The sequence below is a fragment of the Marinovum sp. genome, assembly GCF_034669705.1.
GTDB lineage: Bacteria > Pseudomonadota > Alphaproteobacteria > Rhodobacterales > Rhodobacteraceae > Marinovum.
In genome coordinates this window covers 96,994-110,851 of the sequence record NZ_JAXMOR010000001.1, presented here as the reverse complement: position 1 = coordinate 110,851, position 13,858 = coordinate 96,994, and the positions used below count along the sequence as shown (strand labels likewise).

Genomic DNA, 13,858 nt, shown 5'->3' with positions numbered 1-13,858 from the left:
CTATATCACCTGCGTCGAAACTGGCCCGTCGAGCTGGCCCGGGACATTCGCAACATTGTGCGGCGCGACGTAGTACTCGTAGAGCCCGGCCGGGATGCAGACCGAGGTCTCGATGAAGCGTACCACCGCCGTCACCGTACCATCGAAATCCGAACTGGCCTCGAAGGCGAAGCCGGTGGGCGCGGTGGCGGCGCTGTCTGCGTCGAGGGTCTGGCTGAAGGTGCCATTGGCCGAGATCGCCGCGCCCGCGACCTCGTCGGAGCCGGTCAGGATGGGCGTAATCGTGCCCGCGGTCCGGCCACTCACCGTCAGGGCGATCCGCTGCTGGCCTGCGAGCGCGCCGGTGGTCTGAGACAGCCGGCCGGTGCTGCCCGCGGTATGGGTGGCGTCGCCGGTTCCGATGCTCCAGCCGGTGCCTTCAGTCCAGTCATCGGTGGTCGCGAAATCGCCATTCAACGCCAGATCAACGCGTGTTGAATCGCCGTCGACCACGGTGGCAAAGGTGCCAGGCGTGACCGAGACATAATCGCCGACGATGTGCTCGGAGCCTAAGGTCTCGCCGTCCGGCACTCGGAAGAGCAGGATCTTCGACCAGGCAGGATCGGTCACCGGAATGGTGAGCGTGGCGTGGCCAAGGCCACCCTCGACGGTGATCTCGTCGGAGGGCTGCGGCACCGCGGCGTCGGCCTGGATGAGCTGGCTTCCGGTAGTGGTGTAGGCGCTCGGCGTGCCGTCGGCCGCCTTGGCACGGGCGCGGTATTCGATCGTCTTACCGCCGTCGAATGGCCCCAGCTCCATGCCAGCTTCGGCGGCCGAGATGATCTCGATCGTCCAAGCGACGTCGCCAGCCTCGCGGTATTCCAGCTCGTATTCGGAGACCGGAGCCGTCGAGGCGAGGCCCGGCGCCAATTCGATCAAGAGCTGATAGCCGACGACGAACTCGCTACCGGAGAACTCCGAGGTGTTGACAATCAGCTCTGCGGTCACGAAGCGCGGCACCTGCGGCGCGATCTCCGAAAGGTCGATCTCCTCGCCGACGTAGCCGGTCCATGGCGGTGGCACCTCGGCGTCGGTGAGCGTGTCGATCTCCGGCGCGGCGGCGATCATATGCACCACCTGGGCGAACTCATCACCGGCTTCGATCCCCCGGATGCGCAGCGCGCGGCTCTCCTCGCCCAGCAGGCCGAAGTGGGCGATCTCGCCGATCCGCGGCGGATCGATCGCGGATTTGGCCAGCACGATCGACGACGTGCCGGCGCGGGTCACCAGCGGCACGACGACAGAGCTGCCGATCCCGTCTTCGGCGTCACTGTAGGTGCGGTAGCGCAGCGCATAGTCGGTGCCGGCCTCCATGGTCACCGGCTCGTCGAGGGTGATCATCTGGCCGTCGGCGGCGCGGATCCGCGCGGCGGTCAGTGTGCGGTCGAGCACATCGAAGGCGGCCATCACCGTATCGCCCCGGGTGGCCACGCGAGCGCCGCCGTCCTGAAGAGCCGAGAAACTGTCGGGGCGATGGATCAGCTCGTACTGCCGGCGGCGCGCCTCGATCCAGACCTCGTCGGGGTCGGTCTTGCCGATCATCGGCAGGTCCTCGGTCAGGGTGATGTCGCCCTCGTGGTCTGGCCAGGGGATGATGCGCTCGGCCAGCTCCCAGTCGTTGGTCTCATCGCGGAACTCGACCCGGAAGGCATGCGGCGGCTTGAGGTAGTTGCGGCGCCAGCGGAATTCGCGGGCATTGCGCGGGCTGATGTGATCGACCACGGGATCGCCCGGCCGATCGATGACCACGCCCCATTTCACGCCGTCATGGCGCGGGGTGGCGCGGCCCGCGGCGCAGATGGTCAGAAGCATCTCGCCGAAGCTCTGCGGCTGCTCGTGAATGTGGTCGTATTTGAGGCCCTTGGCGGCGCACCACTCGTGCCAGTCCTGCAGCTGTTCCAGGTCGATCTCGGCATCCAAGACCGGCCAGGGGTTTTGCTCGTCCTGCAGCGCCGCGCGATAGGCTGTGGCCGGGTTGCGACTCTCCTGCTCGGTCCAGGTGGTGCCGTCCCAGTCGAGTGCCTGGCGGTCGACCACGGCGTTCACCGAGTCGAGCGCGCCGCTCAGCTGCTCGGAGGCCTTGATCCGGACGCCCAAGAGCGCGAGCGGCTTGTCGAAGTTGAGCGGGTGCTCCGGCCGGAAGCTCTGGATCGCCGCGAGGATGACGGTCCGCGACTGGCGCGCGTCTTCGCCCTGTGTCGTCAGACGCATGACCTCGAACTCGTACTTGCCGCGCGCCGGCAGCTGGGTGCGATACTGGCGGAAGAACGGCTTGCGCTTCTTGGCCTTGAAGGAAAGCGAGATCATGTCGGTCCACGTCTCGGCACCGACAAGGCGCTGGCGGATCCGGACCTGCACCTCGGTGGTCTTGGTGTCGCCGTCGTCATTCACCTGGAAGAGCCCGGCGGGAAAGCCGAAGATGAAGGCCACCTCGGTGGCATTGCCGACGCCCTGGCGCACGATCGGCTTGTCGGTCCAGACGCCATCGATCTTCGGCCGGGTGAGCTCGACACCCTCGCGCTGCTCCAGCACCTGGCGGGGATAGACGGTTACCGGATCGTCATCCGTCCGCCCTTCGAAGAGCTGCAGCTCGACGTTGTCATACTCGTCGATCGATGTGTCGCCGATCCGGATGTCGGAGATGGTCAGCGGGCCGTAGCCGAAGGTGAAGAGCGCGGTGACAAACTGATCGTCGCCGACGATCGTGGTATAGGGCGGCGCGGCAAAGGGGGGCGCGGTGCGCATCTTGCCCAGGGCAAAGGGGATCGGCTCGTTCGGGCGCGCCGTGTTCTGCCAGCCTTGAATGGTATAGGTCTGACCAGGTTTCGAGGGACCTTCCGGCGGCTGGATCGGGATCAGCGCGTTCAGCAGCATGGTGCCGGCAACGGTAAGCCCGGCGGTAATCAACCCACCCACCAGCGTCTGGCCGAGCCCCGCGGTGGGCACGATTGCGGCCGCCCAGAACTGGCCCAGGGCCATCGCCGCGACCGAGATCACCACGGTCAGCACCGTGCGCATCGCGTTGTCGCCTGCCGGCACCATGCGCAGGATGACCTGGACCTCGGGCTTGGGCCGCACCATTGGCCAGAAGCGTGGATGCACGACGGCGACGTCGGCCGAGGTCACCATGAGCACGCGCAGGCCCGCCAGTTCCTCTTCGGACGTTGCCGGAAAGGCCCGCTCGATCATCTCGGAAATGGTGAGCCCGGCGGGCACCTCGACCGAACGGACCTCGCCCATGTCCAGGACCGGGATCGATGTGGTGGACATCAGTTCACGGGTCATTGAACGGCTCCTTCAACATACCTGAAACCGCCCCTGAACCGGTGCTGCCAGCGGCCGGTGCGGTAGTGTTCGAGCTTGGCGCAGTCATGGCCCTGGACATGCAGCATCAGCCGCGCGTCGAGGGCGATACCCACATGGCTGCGCCACCGGCCAACGCCGAAGGTCAGCACGTCGAAGGTTCGGATCACATGTGACGGCACCCACGGGCCGCGAGCCTCTGCGGCGTTGATCAGGCGGGAGACCTCGGCCACCTCACTCGGATCGACGTAGGCGCCGGCATAGCTCGGAAGCTCGATGCCCAGCTCCTCGCGATAGACCAGCTCCACCAGCCCCCAGCAATCGACGCCCTGCCAGCCTCGGCCGAGCCTGGCGGCCGGCAGTCCGACGTATCTGTCCGACCAGCTCATCGGAAGAGCCCCGGGAATCGCTGTGCCGTGAAGCGATCCATCGGCACGGTCTCGGCCTCGATCTCCTCGCGCGTGATTACCAGCTCGACGATCTCGGCATCGCCGTCGGCTGAGGTCATGTGAAGCCCGCGCGCCTCGCGCTCGATGACATCTGGCGTGTCGGCCATGACAAGCGCCATGTGCACCGTGGCGGGCGTGGTGAAGGAGCGCAGGAGCTTGGCGATGTCATTGTCGACATTGGCCAGCGTCAGCGAGAACGCGGTGGGCGCGTCCTCTTGATCCGAGGGCAGCGTGGCCGAGACAAGGACGAAGAAATAGGGATCGGTCACCGGGTCAGCACCGTTCCAGCGCGAGCGCGTGCCGTAGCGCAGCGGCTCGACAGAGAGACGCTCGGTCGGGTCGGTCGACAGCCGCACCGGCGCCGACAGCGCCTCGTGGTCGATCGAGATCAGCATGACTTCGACGGCAGCGCAATTGGCCTGCTCATGCGCAGTGCGGGCGTTGATCGAGACCTCTCTCATGGCAGCACCGCCACCTGGAAGGCGATCTCGAACTCGAGCTGACCATAGATGGCCTCACTGGGCGGCTCGGTGATCAGGCAAAGCCAGTTGGCCGAGATCAGGAGCGGCGTGCCGTCTTCGGTGGTCAGCGGCGTGCCGTCCTCGGTGAGCAGCTGCCAGCCGTCGGTCACCGGGTCAGGCATCCAGAACGGCAGGCTTCCCTTCTGCAGGGTCTCGTCGAAGAACTGGTCGAAGTAGCCTTTCTGGAACCGGCTGCAGATGAAGGACAGCGCCACCATCCGTGCCGTCGACGAAAACCGCCGGCGAAACCCCGGCGGCCCGGTTTCGGCATTGCGCCGAATGCGCGCCTCCTGCGGCGATGTCTGGTAGCCGGGCCGCGTGGGCTTGGGCAGCTGTGAGGGCCAGACGGGCACTGTCATCGCCGTGTTCCCCGCGGCTTGATGCCATAGCCCTGGCGCAGCTGCCGGCGGGCGCCGCCGCCCGGCGTGGCCATCGCATCGCCCACCATGTCGGCCAGCACCATCTTGTAGGCCCGGCCTCCACCCGGGGCCGCGACCTCTTGAACCTCTCCGGCGACCGGCGCCGAAGACCGGTTCTCGACGGTGAAGGAGACCGCCATGGCGCCGCCGCCGCCCGAGCCGCCGCCACCGACCATCCCGCCCTGGGCCAGCGCCGGGAACTCTTCGCCAGCGTTGATCCGTTCCAGCAGGCCGCGATTGCGCGCCGTGGAACGGGCGTTGACCACGTATTCGCCGTTCGAGGTCCAGGTCAGGTTGTCGTCGGAGGTGCCGCCACCCTTGCCGTAGATCATGCCGCCGGCGGCCCGGGCGTCGATGGTGCGCCATTCGGTTGGGCGCTGCGCGCTGCGCCTCGGCGTGGTGTCCACCATCCCGCCGGCCGCGAGCCTCTGCAGCGCCGAATCTTCGCCAACGATACCGCCCGCGGCGCGCGTCTGCGGCGCCGCGCCACCCTTGCCCAGAAGTGAGCCAGCCACCGATTCTGCCAGACCGGTAAGAAGACCGGTGCCGCCGAACAATCCGGCAAGCGGACCCTCCCCCAGCAGGATCGCCTGGAAGACCATGTCAGCCAAGGCCTCGACGGCGCGGTTTGCCGCTGCGGTCAGGGCGTCGACGCCCTGTGTTGCGCTGGTAAAGAGGTCATAGCCCTCAGACTTCAGGAAATCGGTGAGTTCACCCTTGCGCTCCAGCGCCTCTTCTTCATCGGCATGCGCCTCGATCAGGTCGCGCACCGCCGCACGCTCAGCGTCGGTTGCCGCTTTGAGCACCTCGCGGTTGCGCAGCATTTCCTTCTGGATCGGATCGGTCTCGCGCAGGATCGCCAGCTGGTCTTCGAGGGTTCCGATCAGGTCGGCAACGGCGTCGCGCTCCTTTTGCGCTGCGCTCGCGCCTCGCCCTCCGCTACGGCCGCGACGCCCAGAGCCCCCGCCTGCCAGCGTGCTCTGAAGCTTCCGGTACTCGGTATCCGCCGCATTCGCCGCCTGGTTCAGACGCTCGGCTTCCTCGGCTGCCGTGCGAACATCAGCCTCTGCGGCCGCCAATTCACCGGCACGGCCGCCTGAAATGAGCCCATAGCCACCGTCGTCGAGGCTTTCGCGGAAATCGATCACCGCCTCGCCGCCGGCGCGGGCCGCCGGATCACCAACCGTGTCGAGCCGGTTTTGTGCCCGCTGGGCCGAGACCCGCGCCGATGCGACAGCAGCGCCCCGCAGCGCATTCATCTGGGCAACAGCCGCCCCGAGGTTGGCAGCCATTGCCGAAGCCGCGCTGGCGCCGTCCCAGATGCCTGAAGAGACGTCGATGCCAGAGATTGCCTGAAGGATGCTCAGTGTCGCCCGCGCTTCTTCGGTCAGCGCCTCGGATGCCTCGTAGGTGGCAAGCGTCTCCTCGAGGACGGCCCGTTCGGCCGCCGCACGATGCGCGGCGACTTCGGCGCTGTCTTCACCATGTTGGGCGATCAGGCGTTGCCGCTCGACCTGGCTCTCCAGCTCACCCAACATCTCGCGCACCGCCGCGACATTGGCGTCCGACTCGATACGGGTCTGACTGTTGAGACCGTAGATTTGCTCAAGCGCCGCAGCCTCACGATCGCGTGCGCTCTGCAGGAACTCTTCACCCTGGATACGCGATTGGTAGTATTCCTGATAGGCCTCGCGCTGCGCCGTCGGGATCGCGCCCTGGTCCGGCTCCAGAGCCTGCAGCTCGCGCAGCTTCATCAGAAGCTCCTGCAGTTTCAGGATCCGATCGTTCTCGGATTTGCTGATCTCGCCCGAGGCCTGGGCCGCGCGGGTGAAGCTGCCGATGAGGGTTTCGACCGCCGCCACTTGCTGGCTGACCGATCCCTCGGCGGCGCGCGCCAACTCGGCGTAGTCATTGAGCACCGCATTGACCAGCGACTGACGTTCGCGCCGTGCCGAAGCATCAAAGCCGAACAGGCTCAGGTCAAAGTCCTTGGCCAGCGAACGCTGATCGCCGAAATCGAACCTCGGCAGGTCAAGCGCGCTTTCGTCCAGATCGGTCTCGATGACCGCCTTGATCTGGAACTTCATGTCGCGGCGGGCAGCCTCGCGCTGCTCTTCGAGAAGGCGGCGCACCTCGACAACCGCCTCACCGAACTTGGCGCGGAGCTCGTCGGTCCCGACCTCGGCGGCCTCCGACGCGTCGGCATAAGCCGACATCGCCGCTTCCAGATCGCTCATGGCATCCTCGAAGGACGCGGCCTCTTCCTCACCACTGGCGAACCAACTGGCCATTGCGCCTGCCGCGGCGATCGAGCCGATGGTGATCAGGTTAATCGGGCTCAGCATCGACATGAGAGCGCCGCCGATCGCCTTGAAGGCGCCCTTGCCGCTCACGCCCATCTGGCCCCAGACCTGGTTGATCTGGGTGCCCTGCTGAATCGCAAGCTGCATCGGGTCCTGCCCGGCGATCAGCATGGTGAGGACGTCGTTGCCCTGGGCCACGAGGTTGCCCAATGAACCGGCGGCACGGCGATTGGCATCGGCCATCTCGTCGACCTGACCGCCGGCGCCGCTGGCCGATCCGCCGAGCGTGCTGACCCCGCCGGCCGCCGTGCGGCTTTTGCGGCCGAGCTCGTCGCTGGCCTTGGCAGCACCCCGCTGAGCCTGCTCGACGCGCTTGACCTCTTGGACGGCTGCCTTGCCATCCGCGTCGATCGTCAATGAGACCTTGAACGTCATTTCAACCCTCGTTCAATGCAGCTTTCGCGGCCAGCTCGATCACCTGGAATTGCTCCCAGAGGTCCGGCGTCACCGCGACGCCCGCATGTCGCAGCGCCACGTCGCAGCCGGCGTAATCGAGGCCCGCCGCCCTGTCCCTCGCACCGTAGCGCGGCACCCAGCGCCACTGGGTCTGACAGGCAAGGAAGGCCTCGACGGCCGCGACGTTGTGCTGCCAGACCGCGCCGATGTCCGGACCCAGCTCATCCTCCGCGAGATCAATGCCCCAGAGGGCTGCGTCGTCGATCGCCTCGGCATGGGCGGCTTTGCCGGTGCAGAGCGTGCCATTGGCCCAGGCCCGCCCTGCCCAGATCAGTTTCCCAGCTTGAACTTCGCCACGGCCGAGGAATAGGTCGACATCATCGCCAGGCGGACGTTGTCGAAGCCGAGCACCCGGTCGAGCAGCTCGGCCGAGAACGCGACCGGCGCGTCATCCTCCCCCACCACCTCGTCGAGGTTCGTGACCGCCTCGCGCAGGAAGGCCTTCTGATCCTCCAGCCGGTGCAGATTGAACTCGGCCGAGGGCGTGACCTTGAATGTGGCTTTCAGGCTGTCTTCGCGGAACCCGTCGCCTTCAGGCGTCTGGATGGTGACGGTGCGGGTGAAGGTCGGGCGGGCGGTTACGTTGAACATGGGGCGGTCTCCGGATCAGGTGAGGGCGAGGGTCCACTGGTCATTGCCAGAGGACGCCAGGGGAACCAGGCGCAGCGGCCATTCGGTGATGTTCTGGGCATTCTCCAGACCCTGAACACGCTGCATCTGTGCCGTCGGCGCATTGAGCGTGACGATCTTGCCGGCTGTGGTGCCATGGGTCACCGCAACGGCCACTTCGGACTGCGCCCGGGCCAGAGCGTAGGGATCGAAGGAGGTCAGCGGCTGCGCCTCGACGGTGGCCTCGATTACCTCCTGCCGATCGGTGATCAGCACGCTTTCGGAACCGATCAGGAAGCGGTTCTCGACCTGGTTGCCGAGATCGAGCGACAGCGACCGGATCACGAAGTCGGTGGCGTCGATGGTGCCGGTGGGCGTGTTGACCGAGGTGGCCAGCGAGGGCTTGAGGAAGGCCGAGAGATCGGGCGTCGGCCGGGTGGCCTCGGCGGGATCGGTGAAGAGACCAGTGAACTCGAACTCGATGTAGGGGATGCCTTGGGCGCTCACGGTGAACTTGGCGTTGCCGCGCGTGCCCACCAGCTTGTGCAGGGTCTTGCCGACGTAGAAGTAGAGCGTCCCGCTCTCGTGGTCATCCGAGACAGGGTTGTAGGTGACCGAGGTGGCGGCGACGACGGTCTCGGCGCAGCCGCACATCCGCAGCAGCTTGCCCCAGCCCGGCGCAGTGCCGGCGGTGCCGGACCCCTGCAACTCGACCTTGAAGTTCACCTTGGCGTGCAGCTCGGCCGGGATGGTCGCATCGGCGCTGAGCCAGGGCGTCTCTAGGTTGCGGTTCACGTCGTTGCCTTCCATCGGCGTGATCGAGCCCTCGACGGTCAGTACGGCATCCGCACCGTCAGGTGTCGCATCGGTGCCGTAAGTGCTTTCGAGATCGACCGTGACGATCTTGGTGTTCCAGTAAATCGGCATTTACGCCTCCTTCTCCGCCGCTTTCGCGGGGCGCTTGCGACCGGGCTTCTTCGGCGCGGGGTTGGCGGTGAGAGAGCCGTCTGCCTCTCTGGTGTAGCTGCCGCCCGAGGCGGGCAGCGGGGCGGCATTGTCCTTGGCCGTCTCGGTCATGATGCGATCCTCAGTTGATCATTGATGGAAAAGTCGAGCTGGTAGCTCAGCAGCCCGCCGTTGATGTCGACCAGCGCGCCGCGGCTTAGTTGGAAGACGCCGATCTCGCCCGAAGGCTGCCAGCCGGCGATGGCTTCGATCACCGTGCCGATGAAGGGCCGGAGATTGCCCAGGGCGCGCGCGCCGGTCTGATCATGGCCGCGCAGGAACAGCACCACCCCGACGCTTTCGGCGACCTGCTGGGTGAACATCCCGGTGATCGCCTCGGCCTGGCCGCCCCGCATGCCCAGCGGGATCACATAGGCGGCGGGGTCATTCTGCGGCGCGCCCCGGCCGGCAAGAAGCCTCTTGAACTCCGCCGCGCCCTCGACGCTGCGCAGATCGCTTACCTGGTCTCTTAGCCGGGCCACTACCGCGTCGATCATCAGATGAAGCCCTTCATGTTGGCTTCGGTCATCGGCCGTTCGCGGTCGGTCATCTGCGCGCCACCGGCGCCGGTGTCGGCCGGCGCGATGCCCGCTACCGGCAGCTTGATCGCACCGGAGCCGATGTCCTTCAGCTGGCGCAGCGCCTCCTTGTAGTCCTCGACGATCTTGTCGTCGGGCGAATAGACGTGAAGCTTGTAGATCGCGACGGTCTTGGCGATGTCGGCCACCAGCGGCGGCGTCTCCGCGAGCGGCAGCTTGTAGCGGTTGGCGAGATAGCCGTCGATCAGCGCGTCAGTGTCGCCCAGAACCTCGTCGATCACATCGGGATCGACCGCGCCTGCCGGAGGGTCGGCCCGGTCGGTGAGCGAGATCAGCGTGCGTTCACCGTAGCGGTCGGTGAGGTCGGAAAGCGAGGTATAGGGCATGCTCTGGGCTCCGCGGTGAATATGCCCCGGCCGGAGAGCTGCCTTCCCCCGGCCGGGGCTCTGGCTCTCGCGCGCGCCACCTGGGGGGATGTTTCTACGCCTGCGCGAGGGCCAAGGGTGTTCAGGTGCCGGTCTCTCCCGGCTGTCACGTCCCTTTCTCAGACGTTGCAGGCTCCAACTCGGGTGGGCCTCCCCTACTCGGATCGCCGGTGGCGGGGTCTGCTTATCTGCCCGGGCTCCACTCGGTTCGCGACTGATCCTTTCGGTCTGGAATTCAGGTATCGGCGGCGCGCACCACCACGGTCAGAAGCGGATCGGCTTCCAGCGCCACGAGATCGTCTTCGGTCAGCTCACCCGCGTGGAACAGGACCGGCTCCGGACCGAAGCGATGACCGACGCGGCGGCGGCCCTGCTTCGGGCCAGTGACCTCGACGACAGGTTCGCCCTCGGGCTTGGTGGATGCCGGCGGCGTCTGGCCCCCGGCATCCTGCCCCCCGCTGCCCTGGGCCGCTTCCGCAGCCAGGACCCGCTCTTCGAGCTTGGCGTCGCCGATGTTGTGCGGGTAGTCCAGGCCTTGCTTGGCGGCCCGGGCTTCCAGTTCCTTGCGCTTCTCGCTCTTGTCAGCCATCGCTCAGCTCCCTCAGGCCAGCCAGGGCACGACGAGCAGCTCGGCGGTGCCTTTCCATTCGTTGGTTTCGCCGCCCGAGGCGTATTCCGAGTTGAGGATTTTCCGGCCGGCGCTTTCCAGCGAAGGCGGCACCACCAGCAGATTGGGCATGATGCCCAGCGGACGGCCGTAGTCGCCTTTCATGCCGGAGAGCGCGGCGCGCGCCGTGGCATAATTGGCGGCGCTCAGCGTCTGCTTGGACCCGTAGGCGAATTGCCAGAAGCCGAAGCCGACGTTGCCGCGCGCATCGGCGCCGTAGACGAACTCCTTGTTGTCGAAGACGTTGTCGTCGGTCAGCTTGTCCTTGGCCACAAAATCGAAGTCGCGCCGCTTCTGCAGGATGATCGGCTTGATCGCGCGGCTCACGTCCAGCAGGAACCAGGGGGTGCCGGCCCCGCCGTTGGTGTTGGCGACCGAGATTTCCTCGCCGTTTTCGTCAAGCACCGGGTGGTCGGTGTCGAAGAAATACTGGCCGTCATAGCACTCGGTGGTGAAGCCGGTCTTGAGCAGATCGAAGACCAGCTGATCCCATTTCGAGCCGGTCGACATGCCCATCTCGGTGAACATCGGGCCGTAGATCCCGAGGTTGTCGGTCTCGATGTCATCGCGATCGACGCCGATGGTCAGTTCCCAGGGCTTTTCCTTGATCGAGTAATCGTGCTGGGCGAGGTTCTGCACGGCGCGGGGACCGATCCATTCGCGGACGTTTGGGATCTTGCCCAGCCAGCCGTACTTCTGTTCTTTCTGGGTCGATTTGACTTCGGTCGACACGCGGGCGTGCATCGTCGAGGCCTGCGACAGGCCACCCTGGAAGGCAGTGGAGAACCCGGTGCGCAGGGTGTTGAGGTTTGCGGCGTTTACCAGCATCAGGTGTCTCCCTTAAGACGCTTTGGTGAGGGCTTCGTCGAGCCGGACCCAGACGACGCCAGCGGCATCGACATTGGCCACGACGCCGGCGGGTGAGCGGGACGCGGTCCCGTCGGTCTTGGCGACGGTCTGATCGTCGACCGCGTAAACCACGTCGCCGATCTCGGCGATTGTGATCTCGTCGGCACCCGCCGAGTTCTCGAACGGGTAGACGCCAGGGCGGAAGCTGACGGTCAGGTCGCCGTTCGAGCCCGAGCCATTGTCGACCCGCTCTTCGGCGCGGCCGACGCCAACCAGGCCGGTGGCGGTCTGGCCTTCGACGATGTAGCCGGCGGCGTTGCGCATCAGCAGGGCGCCGGCGAAGATCGTGGTGGATGCGGCCACGAGACCCGACAGGACGTCGCCCTGCAGCCGCGGCGTGTTGCGGTCCTTGGTGAGAGCAGCCATCAGAGAGCCCCTTTCCGTTTCTCTTCAGCCGCCTTGGTGGCAGCCATCTTCTCGGGATCGATCCCCAGCATCGCGGCGACATCGGTCTCCTGCGCGCTGAGCGCGGTGGTGCCCTCGGTCTTCGGCGGCTCGATCGTGGTGTTGGTGGCGTCGAGCTTCGGCAGGCCGGCGATCATCTTCTCGCAGCGCTCCGGGTTCTCGACGTGCAGCGCGACGTATTCTTCCCGCGCGGACTTGACGCCGACGCGCCGGTCGCGGATCGCCTGGTCGACGAAGGCCTCGGCGGCGGACGTCTTGCCGCCGTCGCGCAGTTCCTTGACCTCGGCCTGCAGCGCGGTCAGCGCCTCGGCGGTCTCGGTCTTGCTGGCCGTCAGGGTCTTGGCGAGGGTGGTCAGCGCGGCGACGTCCGCGTCTTCCTCCGCTCCCAAGGCCGTGGCCAGGCTGGCCAGCGCGGCATTGCCGCGGCCTTCGCCGCCGTCCTTCTTGGCGTCGAGCGCCTTTTTCAGCGCGGCGGTGACATCCTCTTCGGACGCGTCTTCGCCCAGGCCAAGCAACTTGGCCAGTTTCTGCAGGAACATCTCCTGTGTCTCCTCTGTGGAAAGCGGGGTGAGCTCAGTGAGCGCCGGATCGTTGGTGAGCGCGGCGCGAGCCACGGCGTGAACATCGCCGGTGGTCTTGTCGAACTGGATGACCGGCGAGATGCCCCAGTAGGCGCGATCTGCCAGGAGTTCCTTGCCGCGCCGGGTCCAGTCGACGCGGCCCCAGATGCCATCGGTGCGCTCTTCCATCTCGGTGACGTAGCCGACGGCCGGAGCTTCGAGCCCCTGCTTGGCGGCGGTCTCGGTCGAGTGGTTGAGATCGATGTGGATGCGCTTGCGCGCGGCGAAGCTGGCGGTGATCAGATCTTGCGCATTGCCGTACCTCCAGGGACCACGTCCATCGCGCGCACCGAATTGCCCCTTGGGGACCAGGTGAACCCATTCGGGCACCTCCCCCAGCGAGGGCAGCTCCAGTGCTGAAAGCGAAATATGGGAAAACTTGCTCATGCGGCGATATTTGCCGCTCAGGGGCCTGTGCTTACACTCACAACGCTGTGCGAGGGCGTGGCGCACTGCCCGTGGCGCCACTTTGCGTGGCCTCTCGGCTCAGGTCAAGCGGCGGTGATCCGTGCCAGGTATTCGAGGATTTCAGCGTTCACATTGGCGCGGTCCTCGTCGGACAGGCCAATGAACGGCCGCGCCGGGATGTCTCCCCAGGGGATCGAGCTGCCGTTTGCCGCCGTGCCGAATTGCCCCTTGCTGGCACCGAACTGCTGCACGGCCGAATAGATCAGCGCCGAGCCGATCTCCATGCTGGTTGTCCCTGCCTGGTAGAAGACCTCGGAGGACAGCCGGCCGGTCGGTCCGAAGAGCGGACGGAAGTCGACCCGGGCCTTCTTCTCGCGCTGCTGGTAGCCGTCGATCGTGGCCTGGGATTTCGGGGCCCAGGACGTGCCGTCGGGCGCGATGCCTTCGGCAAACAGGCTTTTTGTGCTGTCGGTCAGCAGCTCGCCAAGGTCCTGCATTAGATCGGTCATGTCGGTCAGCTGCATCCGCAAGCGCTGCAGGCCGGCAGTGAGATTGGCGTCGTCGAGCGAGGTGCTGATCACGCTGATGCCTCTTCGTCTTGCGTCGCTGCTGGCCGGCAGCTTCTGGTGTTGTCTCGTTCCCCGCACAGTTTGAACGGTTCACAAAAGTACGACTAATCGTCGGCAAACCTCTTCGGCCTTGCGTATCAAACGAACCAAAA

The 13,858-nt window shown here is 66.3% G+C and carries 16 protein-coding genes; all 16 read right to left on the bottom strand.

Translation table 11 applies throughout. The features are described 5' to 3' along the window. The 16 genes from VOI27_RS00610 to VOI27_RS00535 all read right to left on the bottom strand — a co-directional run bounded on the left by VOI27_RS00610 (position 1) and on the right by VOI27_RS00535 (position 13,718). Positions 1-3,324 (bottom strand): phage tail protein, encoded by a 3,324-nt coding sequence (locus VOI27_RS00610; RefSeq protein WP_323763335.1) that lies wholly within the window; start codon positions 3,322-3,324, stop codon positions 1-3. After that, positions 3,321-3,731 carry an NlpC/P60 family protein gene (locus VOI27_RS00605; protein ID WP_323763334.1) on the bottom strand — a complete coding sequence of 137 codons (411 nt, stop codon included), beginning with the start codon at positions 3,729-3,731 and terminating at the stop codon, positions 3,321-3,323. The genes VOI27_RS00610 and VOI27_RS00605 overlap by 4 nt, the downstream gene beginning before the upstream one ends. Further along, positions 3,728-4,252, bottom strand: a complete 525-nt coding sequence (locus VOI27_RS00600; RefSeq protein ID WP_323763333.1) for a hypothetical protein — start codon at positions 4,250-4,252, stop codon at positions 3,728-3,730. Before VOI27_RS00600 ends, VOI27_RS00605 begins: the two co-directional genes overlap by 4 nt. Further along, positions 4,249-4,671, bottom strand: a complete 423-nt coding sequence (locus tag VOI27_RS00595; protein ID WP_323763332.1) for a hypothetical protein — start codon at positions 4,669-4,671, stop codon at positions 4,249-4,251. The genes VOI27_RS00600 and VOI27_RS00595 overlap by 4 nt, the downstream gene beginning before the upstream one ends. Next, a complete protein-coding gene (locus VOI27_RS00590) occupies positions 4,668-7,469 on the bottom strand; it encodes a phage tail length tape measure family protein (protein WP_323763331.1) in 2,802 nt (933 codons plus the stop codon). The genes VOI27_RS00595 and VOI27_RS00590 overlap by 4 nt, the downstream gene beginning before the upstream one ends. A 1-nt stretch (position 7,470) precedes the next feature. After that, the gene (locus tag VOI27_RS00585; protein ID WP_323763491.1) at positions 7,471-7,698 is read right to left on the bottom strand and encodes a DUF1799 domain-containing protein; all 228 of its coding nucleotides are present in this window, start codon (positions 7,696-7,698) and stop codon (positions 7,471-7,473) included. Positions 7,699-7,820: 122 nt separating this feature from the next. Continuing rightward, positions 7,821-8,141 (bottom strand): hypothetical protein, encoded by a 321-nt coding sequence (locus tag VOI27_RS00580; protein WP_323763330.1) that lies wholly within the window; start codon positions 8,139-8,141, stop codon positions 7,821-7,823. A 15-nt stretch (positions 8,142-8,156) separates the two neighbouring features. After that, positions 8,157-9,086, bottom strand: coding sequence for a phage tail tube protein (locus VOI27_RS00575; protein WP_323763329.1), 930 nt, complete (start codon positions 9,084-9,086; stop codon positions 8,157-8,159). Next, on the bottom strand, positions 9,087-9,236 hold the full coding sequence (locus VOI27_RS00570; RefSeq protein WP_323763328.1) for a hypothetical protein: 150 nt from the start codon (positions 9,234-9,236) through the stop codon (positions 9,087-9,089). After that, positions 9,233-9,661, bottom strand: coding sequence for a hypothetical protein (locus tag VOI27_RS00565; protein ID WP_323763327.1), 429 nt, complete (start codon positions 9,659-9,661; stop codon positions 9,233-9,235). Before VOI27_RS00565 ends, VOI27_RS00570 begins: the two co-directional genes overlap by 4 nt. After that, positions 9,661-10,089 (bottom strand): DUF1320 domain-containing protein, encoded by a 429-nt coding sequence (locus VOI27_RS00560; protein ID WP_323763326.1) that lies wholly within the window; start codon positions 10,087-10,089, stop codon positions 9,661-9,663. Before VOI27_RS00560 ends, VOI27_RS00565 begins: the two co-directional genes overlap by 1 nt. Before the next feature lie 274 nt (positions 10,090-10,363). Then, complete coding sequence (locus tag VOI27_RS00555; protein ID WP_323763325.1) at positions 10,364-10,717, bottom strand: hypothetical protein; 354 nt, start codon at positions 10,715-10,717, stop codon at positions 10,364-10,366. Between the two features lie 12 nt (positions 10,718-10,729). Next, on the bottom strand, positions 10,730-11,623 hold the full coding sequence (locus VOI27_RS00550; protein WP_323763324.1) for a Mu-like prophage major head subunit gpT family protein: 894 nt from the start codon (positions 11,621-11,623) through the stop codon (positions 10,730-10,732). Between the two features lie 12 nt (positions 11,624-11,635). Further along, entirely contained in the window at positions 11,636-12,070 is a 435-nt protein-coding gene (locus VOI27_RS00545) for a hypothetical protein (protein WP_323763323.1), read from the bottom strand. Then, positions 12,070-13,116, bottom strand: coding sequence for a phage protease (locus tag VOI27_RS00540; RefSeq protein WP_323763322.1), 1,047 nt, complete (start codon positions 13,114-13,116; stop codon positions 12,070-12,072). The genes VOI27_RS00545 and VOI27_RS00540 overlap by 1 nt, the downstream gene beginning before the upstream one ends. A gap of 104 nt (positions 13,117-13,220) precedes the next feature. Next, positions 13,221-13,718: a phage virion morphogenesis protein gene (locus VOI27_RS00535; RefSeq protein WP_323763321.1), complete on the bottom strand. Its 498-nt coding sequence runs from the start codon at positions 13,716-13,718 to the stop codon at positions 13,221-13,223. Positions 13,719-13,858 lie beyond the last annotated feature (140 nt).

Coding starts and splice junctions, on each gene's coding strand:
- VOI27_RS00580 (WP_323763330.1), bottom strand. CDS start 8,141: ATGTTCAACGTAACCGCCCGCCCGACCTTCACCCGCACCGTCACCATC.
- VOI27_RS00605 (WP_323763334.1), bottom strand. CDS start 3,731: ATGAGCTGGTCGGACAGATACGTCGGACTGCCGGCCGCCAGGCTCGGC.
- VOI27_RS00570 (WP_323763328.1), bottom strand. CDS start 9,236: ATGACCGAGACGGCCAAGGACAATGCCGCCCCGCTGCCCGCCTCGGGC.
- VOI27_RS00540 (WP_323763322.1), bottom strand. CDS start 13,116: ATGAGCAAGTTTTCCCATATTTCGCTTTCAGCACTGGAGCTGCCCTCG.
- VOI27_RS00590 (WP_323763331.1), bottom strand. CDS start 7,469: ATGACGTTCAAGGTCTCATTGACGATCGACGCGGATGGCAAGGCAGCC.
- VOI27_RS00600 (WP_323763333.1), bottom strand. CDS start 4,252: ATGAGAGAGGTCTCGATCAACGCCCGCACTGCGCATGAGCAGGCCAAT.
- VOI27_RS00575 (WP_323763329.1), bottom strand. CDS start 9,086: ATGCCGATTTACTGGAACACCAAGATCGTCACGGTCGATCTCGAAAGC.
- VOI27_RS00560 (WP_323763326.1), bottom strand. CDS start 10,089: ATGCCCTATACCTCGCTTTCCGACCTCACCGACCGCTACGGTGAACGC.
- VOI27_RS00555 (WP_323763325.1), bottom strand. CDS start 10,717: ATGGCTGACAAGAGCGAGAAGCGCAAGGAACTGGAAGCCCGGGCCGCC.
- VOI27_RS00595 (WP_323763332.1), bottom strand. CDS start 4,671: ATGACAGTGCCCGTCTGGCCCTCACAGCTGCCCAAGCCCACGCGGCCC.
- VOI27_RS00565 (WP_323763327.1), bottom strand. CDS start 9,661: ATGATCGACGCGGTAGTGGCCCGGCTAAGAGACCAGGTAAGCGATCTG.
- VOI27_RS00545 (WP_323763323.1), bottom strand. CDS start 12,070: ATGGCTGCTCTCACCAAGGACCGCAACACGCCGCGGCTGCAGGGCGAC.
- VOI27_RS00610 (WP_323763335.1), bottom strand. CDS start 3,324: ATGACCCGTGAACTGATGTCCACCACATCGATCCCGGTCCTGGACATG.
- VOI27_RS00550 (WP_323763324.1), bottom strand. CDS start 11,623: ATGCTGGTAAACGCCGCAAACCTCAACACCCTGCGCACCGGGTTCTCC.